This is a genomic window from Mesorhizobium sp. IMUNJ 23033, assembly GCF_044778005.1.
Lineage (GTDB): Bacteria > Pseudomonadota > Alphaproteobacteria > Rhizobiales > Rhizobiaceae > Mesorhizobium > Mesorhizobium amorphae_A.
Window position 1 is genome coordinate 225,706 of record NZ_JBJACT010000001.1, and the last position, 16,598, is coordinate 242,303.

Sequence of the window (16,598 nt, forward strand, 5' to 3'; positions counted from 1 at the left end):
TCCTCCCGGTGCCGAAGCCGGTCGCGCATCATGACCGGCAGGGGCCGCCCGAATCCCAGTTCGGGCGGCCACCTTCAAAACCCGGGAAATTCTGGCACAACTCTGAAATCTGGCTGACCTTTGGAGGGTGACCGTCATGGCTACTCAGCAGACCCGCTCGCTTGCCCGCTTCATGATGGCGCCATCCGTGGTGCTGCTGTTTGTCTGGATGATTGTCCCGCTGGTCATCACCATTTGGTTCTCCTTCCAGCAGTACAACCCGCTCAACCCGATCCGCGACGGGTTCGTCGGCTTCTCGAACTACGCGCTTTTCTATTCCAACCCGGCCTTCCTGCAGTCGATCCTCAACACGCTTGTCCTCGTCGGCAGCGTGCTGCTGATCACGGTGATTGGCGGCATCGCGCTGGCGCTGCTGATCGATCAGCCGATGTGGGGACAAGGCATCGTCCGTATCCTCGTCATCTCGCCCTTCTTCGTCATGCCGCCGGTGGCCGCACTGGTCTGGAAGAACATGATCATGCATCCGCAATACGGCGTCTTTGCCGACATTGCGCGTTTCTTCGGCATGCAGCCGATCGACTGGTTCGGGCAGCATCCGATGCTGGCGATCATCATCATCGTCGCCTGGCAGTGGTTGCCATTCGCGACGCTGATCCTGTTGACCGCTCTGCAGTCGCTTGACGGCGAGCAGAAGGAAGCCGCCGAGATGGATGGCGCCGGCTTCGTCAGCCGCTTCATCTATCTGACGCTGCCGCACATGTCGCGGGCGATCACCGTCGTCATCCTGATCCAGACCATCTTCCTGCTGTCGGTCTATGCCGAAATCCTGGTCACCACCAATGGCGGCCCGGGCTATGCCTCCACCAACCTGCCCTTCCTCGTCTACCAGAAGGCATTGCTGGAGTTCAAAATCGGCCAGGCATCCGCAGGCGGTGTGATCGCCGTCATTCTCGCCAACATCGTCGCCTTCTTCGCCATGCGCGCCGTCGGCAAGAACCTGGACAAGTAAGGGAGGCTAAGATGGCACGTGCAGTCACCACCCAGCACAAGACGATCGCGACCGCTGCCGCATGGATCGTCGCGCTGCTGATCTTCTTCCCGATCCTTTACACGATCATCACCTCGTTCAAGTCGGAGCAGGAGGCGATCCAGGGCTTCGCCCTGATCCCGTCCGGAACCATCGAGAGCTATTCCGAAGTCCAGGCGCAGAGCGGCTATTTCAAGTTCTTCTTGAATTCCGTGCTGCTGTCGGTCGGTTCGACAATCCTGGCCCTGCTCGTCGCCATACCGGCGGCGTGGTCGATGGCCTTCTCGCCGACCAAGCGGACCAAGGACATCCTGATGTGGATGCTCTCGACCAAGATGATGCCGGCGGTTGCCGTGCTGTTCCCGATCTACCTGATCTTCCGCGACTCGGGCCTGCTCGACAGCCGCGCCGGCCTGATGGTCATGCTGATGCTGATCAACCTGCCGATCGTGGTCTGGATGCTCTACACCTACTTCCGCGAGATCCCCGGCGAGATCCTCGAAGCAGCGCGCATGGACGGCGCCTCGCTGTGGAACGAGATCGTCTATGTGCTGACGCCGATGGCGGTGCCGGGCATCGCCTCGACCATGCTGCTCAACATCATCCTCGCCTGGAACGAGGCGTTCTGGACGATCCGGCTGACTACCACCGAAGCCGCACCCCTGACCGCCTTCATCAGCTCTTTCTCCAGCCCGCAAGGCCTGTTCTGGGCCAAGCTGTCGGCCGCCTCGACGCTGGCGATCGCGCCGATCCTGATCATGGGCTGGTTCAGCCAGAAGCAGCTGGTGCGCGGCCTGACCTTTGGCGCGGTTAAATAACAACGCCGCAGGCGGACGTCGGACACCAATCCCCGGGAGGAAACCATGGGAAACATCACGCTCAAGAACGTCTCCAAATCCTTTGGGTCGACGTCCATCATCCCCGGCCTCGACCTGGTCATCGAGAATGGCGAGTTCGTCGTCTTCGTCGGCCCGTCGGGCTGCGGCAAGTCCACGCTGCTGCGGCTGATCGCCGGGCTGGAGGACACCAGCGGCGGCACCATCAACATCGATGGCCGCGACGTCACCGGCGAAGCGCCGGCCAAGCGCAAGCTCGCCATGGTGTTCCAGTCCTACGCGCTCTACCCGCATATGACGGTGGCCAAGAACATCGCCTTCCCGCTGAAAATGGCGGGCGAGGACCAGGCGACCATCGACAAGAAGGTCAAGGACGCGGCGCGGGTGCTCAACCTCACCAACTATCTCGAGCGCCGCCCCGGCCAGCTCTCCGGCGGCCAGCGCCAGCGCGTCGCCATCGGCCGCGCCATCGTGCGCCAGCCGTCGGCCTTCCTGTTCGACGAGCCGCTGTCCAACCTCGACGCAGCGCTGCGCGGCACCATGCGCCTCGAGATCAGCGAACTGCACCACCAGCTCAAGACGACGATGATCTACGTCACCCATGACCAGGTCGAAGCCATGACCATGGCCGACAAGATCGTCGTCCTCAATGCCGGCAACATCGAGCAGGTCGGCTCGCCGATGGAGCTCTACAAGACGCCGAAGAACCTGTTTGTCGCCGGCTTCATCGGCTCGCCGAAGATGAACCTGATCGAGGGCGCGCCGACTGCCAAATATGGCGCCAAGACGATCGGCATCCGTCCCGAGCACATGGAGATTTCGACCACGGCCGGCGAGTGGAAAGCGACCGTCGGCGTTGCCGAGCATCTCGGCTCCGACACCTTCCTGCACGTCCAGGCCGATGGCGTCGGGCCGCTGACGGTGCGCGCCGATGGCGAGCTCGCCGTCCATCACGGCGACACCATCTACCTGACCCCGGACAAGGCCAAGCTGCATCGCTTCGGCCCCGACGGGAAGGCGCTGTAAGCATGCGCCTGGCCGGCAAATCGGCGCTGATCACCGGGTCGGCGCGCGGCATCGGCAAGGCCTTCGCCGAAGCCTATGCGCGCGAAGGCGCTATCGTGGCGATTGCCGACATCAACCTCGAAGCCGCCGAGAAGACGGCCTCGGAGATCGGCGGGAAAGCCTATGCGGTCAAGCTCGACGTCAGCGATCTCGCGTCGATCGAGGCGGCGGTGAAGACGGTCGAGACCAGGACAGGCGGTCTCGACATATTGGTCAACAATGCCGCTCTGTTCGACCTGGCGCCGATCGTCGAGATCACCAAGGCAAGTTACGAAAAGCTGTTTTCGGTCAATGTCGCCGGCACGCTGTTCATGCTGCAGGCAGCCGCCCGCTCGATGATCGCGCGCGGCAAAGGCGGCAAGATCATCAACATCGCAAGCCAGGCCGGCCGGCGCGGTGAGACGCTGGTCGCCGTCTACTGCGCCACCAAGGCCGCCGTCATCTCGCTCACCCAGTCGGCGGGGCTCGATTTGATCAAGCATCGCATCAACGTCAATGGCATCGCTCCCGGCGTCGTCGACAGCGATATGTGGGACGATGTCGATGCGCTGTTCGCCAAATACGAGAACCGGCCGAAGGGCGAGAAGAAGAGACTGGTCGGCGAGAGCGTGCCTTATGGCCGCATGGGCAGAGCGGAAGATTTGACCGGCATGGCCGTGTTCCTGGCCAGCGAGGACGCCGAATACATTGTCGCCCAGACCTACAATGTCGACGGCGGCCAGTGGATGAGTTGAGGGGCGAAGGCGCTCTTCTCCCCGTACCTCCGCGGGGAGAAGACGCCGGGATCGCGAAGGCCGGGTTGGGCCAAAGGGTAAAAGCAGATGACCGTGAAACTCTCGTCTTCCACTCTCGCCAAGCTTCCCCCGAAGGTCGCCGGCCCGAAATACGATCGCGCCGCCCTCAAGGCCGGCATCGTGCATTTCGGCGTCGGCAATTTCCATCGCTCGCACCAGGCCGTCTATCTCGACGACCTGTTCAATCAGGGCGTCGGCCATGACTGGGCGCTGGTCGGCGCCGGCGTCTTCGAGGGCGAGAAGGTCGGCCGCGGCAAGCTGCAGGAACAGGACTGGCTGACCACCGTGGTCGAGCAGGACTCAGGCCATATGAGTGCTCGCGTCACCGGCGTCATGATCGACTTCCTGACGCCAGGCGATGCGACGGCGATCATCGAGCAGCTTGCCGATCCGGCGATCAGGATCGTTTCGCTGACCATCACCGAAGGCGGTTATTTCATCGATCCGGCCTCCGGCGTGTTCAACCCGACCCACCCTGATATCGTTGCCGACGCGCAGCCAGGGGCGACGCCGAAGACCGTTTTTGGCCTGATCCTGGCCGGACTGATGCACCGCCGCAGCGACGGCGTCGTGCCGTTCACCGTCATGTCCTGCGACAACATCCCTCACAACGGCCATGTCACCTCCGACGGCGTCATCGGCCTCGCCCGCCTGATCGACGAGGACCTCGCCAATTGGGTGAGCGACAACGTCGCCTTTCCGAACGGCATGGTCGATCGCATCACGCCGGCCACCACCGACCGCGAGCGCGGCATTCTGGCCAGCGATTTCGGCCTCGAGGACAACTGGCCGGTGTTCTGCGAGCCTTTCAAGCAATGGGTGCTGGAGGATCATTTCACCGACGGCCGCCCGCCGCTGGAAAAGGTCGGCGTGCAGTTCGTCAAAGACGTGGCTCCCTACGAGCTGATGAAGATCCGCATCCTCAATGGCGGCCACGCGACGATCGCCTATCCGGCTGGGCTGATGGACATCCATTTCGTCCATGAAGCGATGCAGGAGCCGCTGGTGCGCGACTTCCTCGCCAAGCTGGAGCGCGACGAGATCATCCCGACCGTGCCGCCGGTTCCCGACACCGTGCTTGAAGACTATTACCAGCTCATCGAGCGCCGCTTCTCCAACCCGAAGATCGGCGACACCATTCGCCGGCTTTGTCTCGACGGTTCCAACCGCCAGCCGAAATTCATCATCCCGACGATTGCCGACCGGCTGAAGGCGGGAAAGAGCGTCGCCGGGCTGGCGCTGGAATCGGCGCTCTGGTGCCGCTACTGCTTCGGCACCACCGACAGCGGCGCCGTCATCGAACCCAACGATCCGAGCTGGGACCGGCTGCAGGCGGCGTCCAGGGCGGCAAAAGATGCGCCATCCGCCTGGCTTGCCATGGAGGACATCTATGGCGATGTCGGCCGCTCGCCGGTCTTCGCCGAAGCGTTCGCCCATGCGCTCAACATTTTGTGGGCGAACGGCGCGCGGCAGACGCTGACGCGCTATATCGCCGGCCAGCTCTGACGCCGACGGAAGCAGAGAATGACGCCCGAACTGGTCATCTTCGACTGTGACGGCGTCCTGGTCGACAGCGAGGCGCTCTCCGTCTCGGCCCTGCTCGGCATGATCGCGCTTGCCGGCGGCGTGGTCAGCGAAGACGACGCCTACGAGCATTTCCTCGGCAAAAGCATGAAGAGCGTCCGCGAGATCCTCGGCCGCGACTTCGGGCTCGACATCACCGACCAGCATCTGACCGCGATGCGCGTCGAATTGATGCGCAAATTCCGCGAGGAGTTGAAGCCGATCCCCGGCATCAAGGACGTGCTGCCGAAGCTCGGCGTGCCATCCTGCGTCGCCTCCTCGGGCACGCTCGAGCGCATCCGCTACGCGCTCGAGGTCACCGGATTGCTTGGCCATCTGGAGCCGCATCTGTTCAGCGCCACCATGGTGGCCAAAGGCAAGCCGTCGCCCGACCTTTTTCTCCACGCGGCCGCCAGCATGCGCGCCCATCCGCGCAAATGCCTGGTCATCGAGGACAGCCCGGCCGGCATCGCGGCCGCGCGCGCGGCGGGCATGCGCGTCTTTGCCTTCACCGGCGGCTCGCATGCCGGCAACCCGGCATTGAAAGCGCGGCTTGCGTCGAGTGAGCCGGACTTTATATTCGCTGACATGCTGCAATTGCCCGATCTGATTGCAGGCCTGGGAGCGAGAGAAAAAGCATCTTGACCAACAGTTTCGTTTGCGCGGTCGATGTCGGCACCGGGAGCGCCCGCGCGGGCATTCTCGACACCAAGGGCACCTTGCTTGGCCGCGCCGATCACCCGATCGCCATGCACCAGCCCAAGGCCGATCATGCCGAGCATGATTCGCAGGATATCTGGTCGGCGGTGTGCGTCGCCGTGCGCGCTGCCCGCGAGAAGGCCCGCGTGGCGGCAGACGACATTGTCGGCATCTCCTTCGATGCCACCTGCTCGCTGGTGGTGCGCGACAGGCAAGGCGGCCAGCTCAGCGTGTCGGTGACCGGGGAGCGGCGCTGGGACACCATCGTCTGGCTCGACCATCGCGCCATCGCCGAGGCCGACGAATGTACGGAAAGCGGCCATGCCGTGCTCGACTATATCGGCGGCGTCATGTCGCCGGAGATGGCGACGCCGAAGCTGATGTGGCTGAAGCGCAAATTGCCGGGAACATGGAATGAAGCCGGCTATCTATTCGACCTCACCGATTTCCTGACCTGGAAGGCGACCGGCTCGCTGGCGCGCTCGCAATGCACGCTGACCGCCAAATGGACCTATCTCGCGCATGAAGAGACCGGTTGGCGGCGAGACTTCTTCGAGACGGTCGGTCTTGGCGATCTTTTCGAGCACGGCAATCTGCCGGAGAAGGCAAGTCCGGTCGGGACCGATATCGGCCCGCTCAGTCCGGAAGCGGCGGCGGAGCTTGGTCTGACGGATAAATGCCGGGTCGGTGCCGGCGTCATCGATGCCTATGCCGGCGCGCTCGGTGTGCTTGGTGGTTTTGCCGGCGACGGCAGCAATATCAGCCGCCATCTGGCGCTGATCGCCGGCACCTCCTCCTGCGTCATGGCAATGTCGCCCGACCCGCAGCCTTTCGCCGGCGTCTGGGGGCCGTATTATGGCGCGGCACTGCCAAAACTCTGGCTGTCGGAAGGCGGCCAGTCGGCCACCGGCGCGCTGCTCGACCACATCATCCGCTGGCACGGCGCCGGCGGCGAGCCCGACGCCGCCATGCACGCCAGGATCGCCCGCCGTGTCGCCGAACTGCGCGCCGCCGAGGGCGAAGGTCTCGCGGCGAGGCTGCATGTGCTGCCGGATTTCCACGGCAACCGCTCGCCATTGGCCGATCCGCATGCGGTCGGCGTCGTCAGCGGGCTTACACTCGATGCCTCCTTCGACAGCCTGTGCAAGCTCTACTGGCGCACCGCCGTCGGCATCGCGCTCGGCGTGCGCCATGTGCTGGAGGCGCTGAACGAGAACGGCTATTTGATCGACACGCTGCATGTCACCGGCGGCCACACCAAGAACCCGCTTTTGATGGAGCTCTATGCCGATGCCACCGGCTGCGCGGTGGTCGAACCGCTGGCCGACGAGGCGGTGCTGCTCGGCACCGGCATGGTCGCGGCCACCGCCGCTGGGCTTTTCCCCGACCTCAACGCCGCCTGCGTCGCCATGCAGCAAGGCGGCAAAAAACGCGCCGCCAACCCGGCCGCCGGCACTCGCTTCGACCGCGACTACCGCATCTTTTTGGAGATGCACCGCCAGCGGCGGGCGCTGGATGAGATCCGCTAGAGCAATTCCAGGAAAAGTGTGAAACGGTTTTCCGTCCGGAATTGCGTCAAAACAAACAGATAGGGCGGTTCTGCGTTTCCGTGAAACGCTGAACCGCTCAAGCTCTGGCTCAATAGCTGCCCGCTCCTCCTCCCTTGCCTTCATGTCGCATTTCGTTCAATAGACGGCGCAAACGCCGCGAAACCGAGGGTTTTGCCGTTTGCAATGCGGCTTCCGGCTCCGATGCCGACGCGCCGCAATCGGAAAGAGCAGGACAATGTCTGCGATCGAAGCCGGCGCTCGCGCGCCGGAAAACCTTTGGCGTCAGGAAATCACGGCGACGCTGGCGCTCGCCTGGCCGATGGTGCTGACCAATCTCGGCCAGACGGCCATGACCGCCACCGACGTCATGATGATGGGCCGTCTCGGACCGGACACGCTGGCCAGCGGCGCGCTCGGCGCCAATCTCTATTTCATGCCGCTGATCTTCGGCCTCGGCCTGATGCTGGCGACCTCGCCGATGATGGCGACCGAACTCGGCCGCCGCCGCCATTCCGTGCGCGACCTGCGCCGCACCGTGCGCCAGGGCCTGTGGCTGGCGATCCTGATCTCAATTCCGATCTGGATCGCGCTCTGGCACGGCGAGGCAATCCTGTTGGCCATGGGCCAGGAGCCGAGACTCGCGCATCAGGCGGGCATTTATCTGCGCTGGCTGGAATGGGCGGTGCTGCCGTTTTACGGCTATATCGTGCTGCGCTCCTTCATCTCGGCGCTGGAACGGCCAGGCTGGGCGCTGATCATCGTCTTCGTCGCCGTCGCCTGCAACGCCTTCTTCAACTGGGTGTTCATGTTCGGCAATCTAGGGGTCACCTCGATGGGCATTGCCGGCTCCGGTCTCGCCACGACGCTCTCCAGCACGCTGATGTTTTGCGGCATGGCGGCGGTGGTGATGCTGGAGAAGAAGTTCCGCCGCTATCGTCTGTTCGGCCGCTTCTGGCGCGCCGACTGGCCGCGCTTCACTGGCCTGCTTCGGCTCGGCATGCCGATCGCCGGCCTCCTCGCCTTCGAGGTGACGATCTTCAACGCGGCAGCGCTTCTGATGGGCCTGATCGATGCGGATTCGCTGGCCGCTCATGCCATCGCCATCCAGATCGCCTCGATCTCGTTCATGGTGCCGCTCGGCCTCAACCAGGCGGTGACGGTGCGGGTCGGCCTTGCCCATGGTGCGGGCAATCCGGAAGGGGTTTCCCGCGCCGGCTGGACAGCCTTCGTCATCGGCGTCTCCTTCATGGCGCTGATGGGTCTGGTGATGATTCTCTGGCCGCATCTGTTGATCAGCGCCTTCATCGATCTCGCCAATCCGGCCAACGCCAGGGTGATCGCGCTTGCCGTGTCTTTTCTTGCGTTTGCGGCACTGTTCCAGATCTTCGACGGCGCGCAGGCGGTTGCCGCCGGCATGCTGCGCGGCCTGCACGACACCAAGGTGCCGATGATCTATGCCGCGATCGGCTATTGGGGCATCGGCCTGCCGCTCGGCGTGCTGCTCGCCTTCCATTTCGGTTTCAACGGCGTCGGCATCTGGATCGGCCTGTCGTCGGGCCTCGCCGTCGTGGCGGCAATGCTTCTGGCGCGCTGGCTACGGCGCGACCGGATCGCGCCGTCATTGGCATTCGTGCACTGAAACAGAAAGGCCGCCGGTTGCCCGACGGCCTTCTTCTTCGAGCGGATTGCTCAGTTACCGTCGGACGACATCGCGCCGAGCAGCCTGCGGATGTCGCCGAACCGCGCGATCGCGCCGAACACCAGCGCCGCCACCGCGACGAAGAACACCGACACCGAGGCCATGGTCGGCGTGTAGCCGTAGCGCAGCGCGTTGAAGATCTTGATCGGCAGCGTCTCGGTGGTGAAGCCGATCGTCATATAGGCAACGATATATTCGTTGAGCGACAGCACGAAGGCGAAGGCGTAGCCCGAGACGAGGTAGGGGAGAATCAGCGGCAACACCACGGTCTTCAAGACGGTGCGGTCGTCGGCGCCCATGGTGGCGGCGGCCTCGACCAGCGAGCGGTCGATCGAGGCAAAACCCAGCGACAGCGTCACCAGCGGCAGTGTCACGAAGAAGATGGCGTGGCTGATGATTGCGGTGAAGAACTGGCCGAACAGCCCGACCGTCGCCCAGAAGCTGAGGAAGCCGAGCGCCGTGATGACAGGCGGCAGGATGAAGGGCGCGAGCCCCAGCACCTGAAAAATGTTCGCCCATGGCGCGATGCGCCGCCACAGGAACCAGGCCAGCGGCAGTGCGATGGCCACCGCGATCGCCGCCGAGCAGACGGCGAGCGTCACCGAATGGATCAGCGCCAGCCGCCATTCCGGGTCGGTGAAGATCTGTGCGTACCACGCCAGCGAGAAGCCGACCGGCGGGAAAGCCAGGTCCTGCTTCTCGTTGACCGAGACGCCGGCAACGACGATGAGCGGCGCCGCCAGGAACAGGGCGACGAGGCCGAAATAGAAGCGGCGAAGCCAGGTCTCGGTCATAGCGCGTTCTCCTTGCGTCCAACGAGCAGCGTCATTCCAACCAGCGCCAGCGAGATCAGCACCAGGAACACCGCCATCGCCGCCCCGAAAGGCATGTTGGACTGATAGATCGCCTGGTCGGTGATCAGCACCGAAAGTGTCCAGTGTTGCGGCCGTCCGAGAATCTGCGGCAACAGATAGGAACCAAGCGCAAACACGAAGACCATGATCAGCGTTGCCACGATGGTGTTTCGGAGCGCCGGCGCCACGACGTTGAAGAAGGCCCGAACCGGCGAGGCGCCAAGCGTGCGCGCCGCCTCGAGCAGTGTCGGGTCGAGGCGCACGAGGGCGGGGTAGAGCACCAGGATCGTGTAGGGCAGCGCCTGGTAGACCATGCCGGTCAGCACCGCGCCGAAGCTCGGCAGCAGCGCCACCGGCTTGTCCATCAGCCCGATCGCCACGAACAGATTGGTGATGCCCGCGGTGCGCGAAAACAGTGTCGACCAGGCAAAGCCGATGATGACCTCCGACAGCGACAGCACCGACAACAGCCCGACCAGCCACAGCGTTTGCACGCGGCGCGGGCGCCGCGTCAAAAGATAGGTGAAGGGGAAGGCGATGGCGACGCAGCAGACGGCGACCAGCACCGCCAGCATCAGCGAAAAGCCGAGCACGCCGCCGAAGAACATCGACAGGAAGCGTGCGTAATTGTCGAACACGAAATCCGGCGTGTAGAAGCCGGAAGGGTTGCGCTTGAAGAAGCTCACCGCGATCATCGTCGAGAACGGCACGACGAAGAAGACGATCAGCATCAGCGCCGGAAAGAACAGCGGCGTGTAGTCGGCTACCGACTTTGGAGCTTCGCGTCTCATGAGCCGAGCACCACGCAGCTTGCGGGCGGCAGCGTGACGCCGACCTTGGCGCCGACCGGCACGTCATGCCGCTCGCGCGGCGTCGTCACGGCGATGATGCTGGTGCCGCCGACCTCGACGAAGGTCTCGATGGTGCCGCCGAGATCGCGCACGAAACTCACCTCGCCGGTGATTGCCGATCCGCCGGGAGCGCCGAGATGCACGTCCTCGGGACGGATCGACACCGAGGCCTTGCTTTGTCCCGCCGGCATGGCAAGGCCGGGAAAGGCGGTGCCGAGGATGGTGGTGCGCCCGGCGCTGTCGACTTCGGCCGGCAACAAATTGGTGATGCCGATGAAGTCGGCGACGAAAGCGTCGGCCGGTTTGCGGTAGATTTCGATCGGCGGCGCCGCCTGCAGGATCTTGCCGTGGCCCATGACGACGACAAGGTCGGCCATGGTCATTGCTTCGCGCTGGTCGTGGGTGACGACGATGGTGGTGATGCCGAGCCGCTGCTGCAGCTGGCGCAATTCCACCTGCATGGCCTCGCGCAATTTGGCGTCGAGCGCCGAGAGCGGCTCGTCGAGCAGGAACAGTTTCGGCGACAGCGCCAAGGCACGGGCGATCGCCACGCGCTGGCGCTGGCCGCCCGACAGTTTCGCCACCGGGCGATCGGCAAAGCCGGGCAGGTGGATCAGGCTCAGCAACTCGTCGACGCGTTTCTTCTGCTCTTCCTTCGAGGCGCCGCGAATGCGCAGCGCATAGGCGATGTTGTCTCCGACAGAAAGATGCGGAAACAGCGCCAACGACTGGAACACCATGCCGAGATTGCGCTTGTGCGTCGGCAGCGGCGTGATGTCCTCGCCGTCGAGCACGATGGCGCCGCTGGTCGGCTCCTCCAGCCCGGCAATCATGCGTAGCAGCGTGGTCTTGCCGCAACCCGATGGCCCGAGCAGGCACACGAAAGTGCCGTGCGGTACGTTGAGCTGGACATTGTCGACGGCGGCGAAGCTGCCGAATTTCTTGGTGATGGCGTTGATGTTCAATCCGGACATGACTCACCCCTCTCAGGCATTGCACTGCAAGGGCCGCCGGAGGCTATCCGGCGGCCGGTCAGGTTAATGCAGGTCGGCTTAGCCGACGATCAGCTCGGTCCACTTCTGGTTGATCCAGTCGGCCTTCGACGTATAGAGGTCGTAGCGCGGGATGATCGGCTCGATGTCCGACGACACCGCGGCGAACTCTTCTGGCTTGAGGTCGAGCACCTCTTTCTTGAGCGTCGGCGTCGTGCCGACCTTGCGCGACATGAGACCCTGCATCGAAGGTTGGCTCATATAGTCGATGAAGGCGTGCGCCTCGTCGACCTTGGTCGAGGCGCGCGACAGCACCCAATTGCCGGAATCCTGGATGCCGCCTTCCTTGGGGAAGGTCGAGCGGACATGGAAGCCGTCGGCGGCCGCGAGCCCGGTGACGTCGTGATAATATTGGCCCATCGGGATCTCGCCCGACTTCAAGGCCTGCTCGAACTGCGCCTCGTCGCGGTACCAGAGGCGGACGTTCGGCTTGACCTCGGCGAGCTTTTCGAACGCCTTGTTCAGCCCGTCCTCGCTGTCGAGCGCGTTGGTACCGCCCATGAAGGTCTTGGCAGTCACTTCGAGCAGGAACGAGTTGGAGGCAAGCGCCAGCAGGCCGAGCTTGTCTTCGTTGGCCTTGTCCCACAGTGCGGCCCACGATGTCGGCGCGTCCTTGTAGACATCGGTGTTGGTGACCAGCGTGATCCACCAGGCAACGGCACCGATGCCGGCAACGCGGCCGTCCGGATACTTGTTGACGAAGCGGGGCAACAGGTCGTTGTAGTGCTTGAATTTCGACGTATCGAGCGGCGTCCACAATTCGGTCGACTGGCCCTTTATCGTTGAGCCCTGCGACATCATCGAAAGGTCGGCCGGCGCCTGCCCGGCCTTGGCCGCCTGTTCGAGCTGCACCAGCCAGGCCTCGCCGGTCGGCTCGGCGACGGATTCGACCGCGATACCGGTTGCCTTGGTGAAATCCGGGAAGACATGCTCGTCGAAGGATTTCTTGAAGTAGCCGCCATAGACGCCGACCTTCAGCGACTTGTCCTGCGCCCGCAGGATCGAAGGCATGGCGAGCATGCCTGCCGTTGCGAGGCCGGCGCCAAGCACGCCGCGCCGTGTCAGGGATTTTCCGATCAGTCTGTTCATCTCGTTTCTCCTCAGTTGATGCCGGCTAACCGGCGGGTTCCCTTCACACACTGTTTCGCCGCCTGGCGTCAGTGGGCCGCCGCTCGTTGTTCGAGCGTGCGGGCGTATTGCGTCAGTGGAAAGCACATGACGAAGAAGATCAGCGCCACCAGCCCGTAGACCTTGAACGGCTCGAAGGTGGCGTTGTTGATGGCGTTGGATGTCCTGACCAGTTCCTCGAAGCCGATGATCGAGGTCAGCGCTGTCGATTTGATTAGCTGTACCAGGAAGCCGACGGTCGGCGCCCGGGTGATCGAGAACGCCTGCGGCAGGATGATCAGCCTCAGCTCCTGCAGATAGTGGAGGCCGAGGCTGGCGCCGGCATCCCACTGTCCCTGCGGCAACGCGGCGACGCCGCTGCGCCAGATCTCGGCCAGGTAGGCGCTGGCGAAGAAGGTGAGGCCGAGCACCGCCGCCGTCCACGGCTCGATGCGCAGGCCGAGCATCGGCAGGCCGAAGAACATCAGGAACAGCTGCATCAGGAGCGGCGTGCCCTGGAACAGCGCGATGTAGCCGGAAGCAATGCGCCGGCTCCACTTGTTTTTGGCGATCCTGAAGAACAGCACGACGAGGCCGACCAGCGCGCCGCCGACGAAAGCGGCAAGCGACAAAAGCACCGTCCAGCGCGCGGCGAGCAAGAGGTTGCGCAGAATATCCCAGAAGGTGAATTCGATCATGACACACCGGCTCCCAGAACGCGGCGTCCGCCTGACACCAGCAGCCGGCGCAGGCCCATCGACAGCGCCAGATAGACCATCGTCACCACGAAATAGGTTTCGAAGGCGCGGAAGGTGCGTGCCTGCAGCATGTCTGCCTCGTAGGTCAGTTCCCGCACGGCGATCTGCGACACGACGGCGGATTCCAGCATCATGATGACGACCTGGCTGGTCAGCGCCGGGTAGATCACCTTCAGCGCCTGCGGCAGCACGATCTTGACGAACACCTGGCGTGGCCTGAGCCCGAGCGCCAGTGCTGCTTCCGTCTGTCCGCGCGGTACCGCGTCGAGCCCGGCGCCGACGATCTCGATCGTGTAGGCCGCCATGTTGAGCGTCATCGCCAGCATGGCGGCCAGGATCGGATCGAGCCTGATGCCGAGGCTGGGCAGGCCGAAGAAGATGAAGAACAGCTGCACCAGGAACGGCGTGTTGCGCATCACCTCGACATAGACGCCAATCGCCCGCTTCAGCAGCAGCGGGCCGTTTCGCCGGCCGGCCGCGCCGAGGATGCTGAGCAGCGTTCCCACGAACGTGGTCACGACGATCAACAGCATCGTCGTGGCCGCGCCGCGCGCGATCGCGCCCACAGCACCCGCAAGCCAGCCGAAGTCGAGGCTGTAGCCCATGACGATAGGTCCCGTCCGGAATTTCGTAAAAACAAATACTTAGAGCGGGTCCGGCGGTTCATCAAAAGCTGAGCCGCTCTAAGTATCAACGACTCTGGCATCAATCCTTGAGGTTGTCGGGATTGAGCGGCGTCTTCAGCCAGGCCTTCGAGCTCTCATCCAGCTTGCCGTCGGCCAGCATCTTGGCGACCGCGTCGTTGACCGCCTGCTTCAGCCGGTCCTCGTTCTTGTTGAGGCCGATATGCGAAGGCGAAGTGAGCAACTGGAATTTCTGCTCCGGCTGCAGCGCGTCCTGCTTGGCCAGCACCTGGGCGCCGACATCGTTGCCGACCACCATCAACTGGGTCTGGCCGGAGATGAAGGCCTGGATGACGGCGTTGTAGTTGTCGAAGCGGCGGATGTCGGCCGAAGCCGGCGCTGCCTCGGTCAGCGAGGTGTCCTCCAGCGTGCCGCGGTTGACTGCGATCGACTTGTCGGCGAGGTCTTCCTTGCCTTTGACCGCAAGTGCGGCCGGGCCGATGACCGCGATGTAGTAAGGGGCGTAGGCGGCGGCGAAATCGATCACCTGCTCGCGCTCCTTGGAGTAGCCGACGCTCATCAAAATATCGACGCGCTTGTCGGTCAGATATGGGATGCGGTTCTGGCCGGTGACGCTGACCAGGTTGAGCTTGACCTTCAGGGAATCGGCGATGGCCTGCGCCACGTCGATGTCATAGCCCTTGATGCTCATGTCGGCGCTGGCCGAGGAGAAGGGGGGGAAATCGGAGAAGATGCCGACATTGATCGCGCCGGCCTTGGCGATGTCGTCGACCGCGTCGGCATTGGCCTGCGTGGTGAAACCAAAGCCGGTCGCGCCGAGCATCAGCACGGCGGCGATGGATGATTTGAGCTTCATGTGAAAAGTCATTGTCGTTCCCCTGCTGGAAGCTTGTTTGTTTGAGGCCGGCCGCCGGCTCCAGCGCGGCGGCCGCCTTCGATTTGTCTAGTGTCAGGATCCTTTGCTCGTGATCGCCGGGCTGAACACCATCAGGCTCAGGATCTCGAACAGAATCTGAGCGCCGACATGAGCGGTGTTGGTGGTCGCGTCATACTGCGGCGCCACCTCGACGACGTCGCCGCCGACGATGTTGAGGCCCTTGAGGCCGCGCAGCAGTTCGAGCACCTCCCGCGTCGTCAGTCCGCCGATCTCCGGCGTGCCGGTGCCCGGCGCGAAGGCCGGATCGACGCTGTCGACGTCGAAGGAGATGTAGGTCGGGCCGTCGCCGACAATCTTGCGCGCCTTCTCGATGATGGCGGGGATGCCGAGGCCGGTCACCTCCTCGGCATGCACCACGGTCATGCCGGATTCGTAGCTGAATTCCCACAGATACTCGGCCGCGCCGCGGATGCCGATCTGGATGGTGCGCGACGGGTCGAGCACGCCGTCCAGCACCGCGTTGCGGAACGGCCCGCCATGATGGAACTTGGTCAGGTCGAACAGGCCGCTGGTGTCGCAGTGGGCGTCGATATGGATCATGCCGACCGGCACCTTCTTGCCGACCGCCTTCAGGATCGGATGGCTGATCGAATGGTCGCCGCCGACTGAAAGCGGGATCACGCCGGCATCGACGATCTGGTTGGTACGGCGCTCGATGTCTTCATGGCTGGTCTCCAGCCGGTAGCGGCTCTGGAACGGCACGTCGCCGATGTCGGCGACCCGAAGCTCATGCGTTGGAGCACATTCCAGGACGTGGTTGTAAGGGCCGATGCGTTCGATGGCGCGCAGCGCCCGCGGCCCGAAGCGCGAACCCGGCCGGTTGGTGACGCCGAGATCCATCGGGACGCCGATGATCGCCACCTGCAGGTCGCCGAAGTCCGGATTGTCGGCGGCAATTTCGCGATAGGGTGCTGCAAGGAAGGTCGGGATGCCGGAATAGGGCGCCAGCCGCGTGCCGCTCTTTGAAAAGATCTTGTCGGCGACCTTGCGGAATTTCGGGTCGAACATCTCGCCGCCATGGCCTTCGCCATATTTGCGACGCAACGCTTCGAGCTTGCCGCGATCATAACCCATGTCGGTCTCCTCCTGTCTGAATGATGACTCGAAAGGCCTCGGCGACGCTTGGCGAACTGACCACCATCCGGCCGGACCGCTGTCCCGC

The 16,598-nt window shown here is 63.9% G+C and carries 16 protein-coding genes; 8 read left to right on the plus strand and 8 right to left on the minus strand.

All coding sequences use genetic code 11. The annotated features are described in order from the left end of the window. The first annotated feature begins 136 nt into the window (after nt 1–136). The 8 genes from ACFX5Q_RS01165 (at nt 137) to ACFX5Q_RS01200 (ending at nt 9,173) form a co-directional block, all read left to right on the plus strand. Nucleotides 137–1,009: a carbohydrate ABC transporter permease gene (locus ACFX5Q_RS01165; protein ID WP_006201819.1), complete on the plus strand. Its 873-nt coding sequence runs from the start codon at nt 137–139 to the stop codon at nt 1,007–1,009. A gap of 11 nt (nt 1,010–1,020) precedes the next feature. Beyond that, nucleotides 1,021–1,845: a carbohydrate ABC transporter permease gene (locus ACFX5Q_RS01170; RefSeq protein WP_120011784.1), complete on the plus strand. Its 825-nt coding sequence runs from the start codon at nt 1,021–1,023 to the stop codon at nt 1,843–1,845. Between the two features lie 45 nt (nt 1,846–1,890). Beyond that, nucleotides 1,891–2,889, plus strand: coding sequence for an ABC transporter ATP-binding protein (locus ACFX5Q_RS01175; RefSeq protein ID WP_192178251.1), 999 nt, complete (start codon nt 1,891–1,893; stop codon nt 2,887–2,889). A gap of 2 nt (nt 2,890–2,891) precedes the next feature. Continuing rightward, nucleotides 2,892–3,662 (plus strand): L-iditol 2-dehydrogenase, encoded by a 771-nt coding sequence (locus ACFX5Q_RS01180; protein WP_404274726.1) that lies wholly within the window; start codon nt 2,892–2,894, stop codon nt 3,660–3,662. Between the two features lie 87 nt (nt 3,663–3,749). Continuing rightward, the gene (locus ACFX5Q_RS01185) at nt 3,750–5,228 is read left to right on the plus strand and encodes a mannitol dehydrogenase family protein (protein ID WP_404274728.1); all 1,479 of its coding nucleotides are present in this window, start codon (nt 3,750–3,752) and stop codon (nt 5,226–5,228) included. Nucleotides 5,229–5,246: 18 nt separating this feature from the next. Next, nucleotides 5,247–5,930 (plus strand): HAD family hydrolase, encoded by a 684-nt coding sequence (locus ACFX5Q_RS01190; RefSeq protein WP_404274730.1) that lies wholly within the window; start codon nt 5,247–5,249, stop codon nt 5,928–5,930. Beyond that, complete coding sequence (locus tag ACFX5Q_RS01195) at nt 5,927–7,513, plus strand: FGGY-family carbohydrate kinase (RefSeq protein ID WP_404274732.1); 1,587 nt, start codon at nt 5,927–5,929, stop codon at nt 7,511–7,513. The genes ACFX5Q_RS01190 and ACFX5Q_RS01195 overlap by 4 nt, the downstream gene beginning before the upstream one ends. A 256-nt stretch (nt 7,514–7,769) precedes the next feature. Continuing rightward, nucleotides 7,770–9,173 (plus strand): MATE family efflux transporter, encoded by a 1,404-nt coding sequence (locus tag ACFX5Q_RS01200; protein ID WP_404274733.1) that lies wholly within the window; start codon nt 7,770–7,772, stop codon nt 9,171–9,173. Nucleotides 9,174–9,223: 50 nt separating this feature from the next. Here ACFX5Q_RS01200 and ACFX5Q_RS01205 read toward each other — a convergent pair whose 3' ends face one another. The 8 genes from ACFX5Q_RS01205 to speB all read right to left on the minus strand — a co-directional run bounded on the left by ACFX5Q_RS01205 (nt 9,224) and on the right by speB (nt 16,510). Next, nucleotides 9,224–10,027 carry an ABC transporter permease gene (locus ACFX5Q_RS01205; RefSeq protein ID WP_404274734.1) on the minus strand — a complete coding sequence of 268 codons (804 nt, stop codon included), beginning with the start codon at nt 10,025–10,027 and terminating at the stop codon, nt 9,224–9,226. Then, complete coding sequence (locus ACFX5Q_RS01210; RefSeq protein ID WP_404274736.1) at nt 10,024–10,878, minus strand: ABC transporter permease; 855 nt, start codon at nt 10,876–10,878, stop codon at nt 10,024–10,026. The genes ACFX5Q_RS01205 and ACFX5Q_RS01210 overlap by 4 nt, the downstream gene beginning before the upstream one ends. Further along, entirely contained in the window at nt 10,875–11,912 is a 1,038-nt protein-coding gene (locus ACFX5Q_RS01215) for an ABC transporter ATP-binding protein (protein WP_404274737.1), read from the minus strand. Before ACFX5Q_RS01215 ends, ACFX5Q_RS01210 begins: the two co-directional genes overlap by 4 nt. Nucleotides 11,913–11,990: 78 nt before the next feature. Then, nucleotides 11,991–13,079: a PotD/PotF family extracellular solute-binding protein gene (locus tag ACFX5Q_RS01220; RefSeq protein WP_404274739.1), complete on the minus strand. Its 1,089-nt coding sequence runs from the start codon at nt 13,077–13,079 to the stop codon at nt 11,991–11,993. Between the two features lie 68 nt (nt 13,080–13,147). Beyond that, nucleotides 13,148–13,795, minus strand: coding sequence for an amino acid ABC transporter permease (locus ACFX5Q_RS01225; RefSeq protein ID WP_006201831.1), 648 nt, complete (start codon nt 13,793–13,795; stop codon nt 13,148–13,150). Further along, nucleotides 13,792–14,460, minus strand: a complete 669-nt coding sequence (locus ACFX5Q_RS01230; RefSeq protein WP_404274741.1) for an amino acid ABC transporter permease — start codon at nt 14,458–14,460, stop codon at nt 13,792–13,794. The genes ACFX5Q_RS01225 and ACFX5Q_RS01230 overlap by 4 nt, the downstream gene beginning before the upstream one ends. Nucleotides 14,461–14,560: 100 nt before the next feature. Then, nucleotides 14,561–15,367 carry a transporter substrate-binding domain-containing protein gene (locus tag ACFX5Q_RS01235; RefSeq protein ID WP_404274742.1) on the minus strand — a complete coding sequence of 269 codons (807 nt, stop codon included), beginning with the start codon at nt 15,365–15,367 and terminating at the stop codon, nt 14,561–14,563. 81 nt (nt 15,368–15,448) lie between these two features. After that, nucleotides 15,449–16,510, minus strand: a complete 1,062-nt coding sequence (speB, locus tag ACFX5Q_RS01240) for an agmatinase (RefSeq protein WP_404274743.1) — start codon at nt 16,508–16,510, stop codon at nt 15,449–15,451. Nucleotides 16,511–16,598 lie beyond the last annotated feature (88 nt).

Excerpts from the sequence above, each read along its gene's own strand:
- ACFX5Q_RS01165 (WP_006201819.1), top strand. The coding sequence starts at position 137 with ATGGCTACTCAGCAGACCCGCTCGCTTGCCCGCTTCATGATGGCGCCA.
- ACFX5Q_RS01170 (WP_120011784.1), top strand. The coding sequence starts at position 1,021 with ATGGCACGTGCAGTCACCACCCAGCACAAGACGATCGCGACCGCTGCC.
- ACFX5Q_RS01175 (WP_192178251.1), top strand. The coding sequence starts at position 1,891 with ATGGGAAACATCACGCTCAAGAACGTCTCCAAATCCTTTGGGTCGACG.
- ACFX5Q_RS01180 (WP_404274726.1), top strand. The coding sequence starts at position 2,892 with ATGCGCCTGGCCGGCAAATCGGCGCTGATCACCGGGTCGGCGCGCGGC.
- ACFX5Q_RS01185 (WP_404274728.1), top strand. The coding sequence starts at position 3,750 with ATGACCGTGAAACTCTCGTCTTCCACTCTCGCCAAGCTTCCCCCGAAG.
- ACFX5Q_RS01190 (WP_404274730.1), top strand. The coding sequence starts at position 5,247 with ATGACGCCCGAACTGGTCATCTTCGACTGTGACGGCGTCCTGGTCGAC.
- ACFX5Q_RS01200 (WP_404274733.1), top strand. The coding sequence starts at position 7,770 with ATGTCTGCGATCGAAGCCGGCGCTCGCGCGCCGGAAAACCTTTGGCGT.
- ACFX5Q_RS01205 (WP_404274734.1), bottom strand. The coding sequence starts at position 10,027 with ATGACCGAGACCTGGCTTCGCCGCTTCTATTTCGGCCTCGTCGCCCTG.
- ACFX5Q_RS01210 (WP_404274736.1), bottom strand. The coding sequence starts at position 10,878 with ATGAGACGCGAAGCTCCAAAGTCGGTAGCCGACTACACGCCGCTGTTC.
- ACFX5Q_RS01215 (WP_404274737.1), bottom strand. The coding sequence starts at position 11,912 with ATGTCCGGATTGAACATCAACGCCATCACCAAGAAATTCGGCAGCTTC.
- ACFX5Q_RS01220 (WP_404274739.1), bottom strand. The coding sequence starts at position 13,079 with ATGAACAGACTGATCGGAAAATCCCTGACACGGCGCGGCGTGCTTGGC.
- ACFX5Q_RS01225 (WP_006201831.1), bottom strand. The coding sequence starts at position 13,795 with ATGATCGAATTCACCTTCTGGGATATTCTGCGCAACCTCTTGCTCGCC.
- ACFX5Q_RS01230 (WP_404274741.1), bottom strand. The coding sequence starts at position 14,460 with ATGGGCTACAGCCTCGACTTCGGCTGGCTTGCGGGTGCTGTGGGCGCG.
- ACFX5Q_RS01235 (WP_404274742.1), bottom strand. The coding sequence starts at position 15,367 with ATGACTTTTCACATGAAGCTCAAATCATCCATCGCCGCCGTGCTGATG.
- speB (WP_404274743.1), bottom strand. The coding sequence starts at position 16,510 with ATGGGTTATGATCGCGGCAAGCTCGAAGCGTTGCGTCGCAAATATGGC.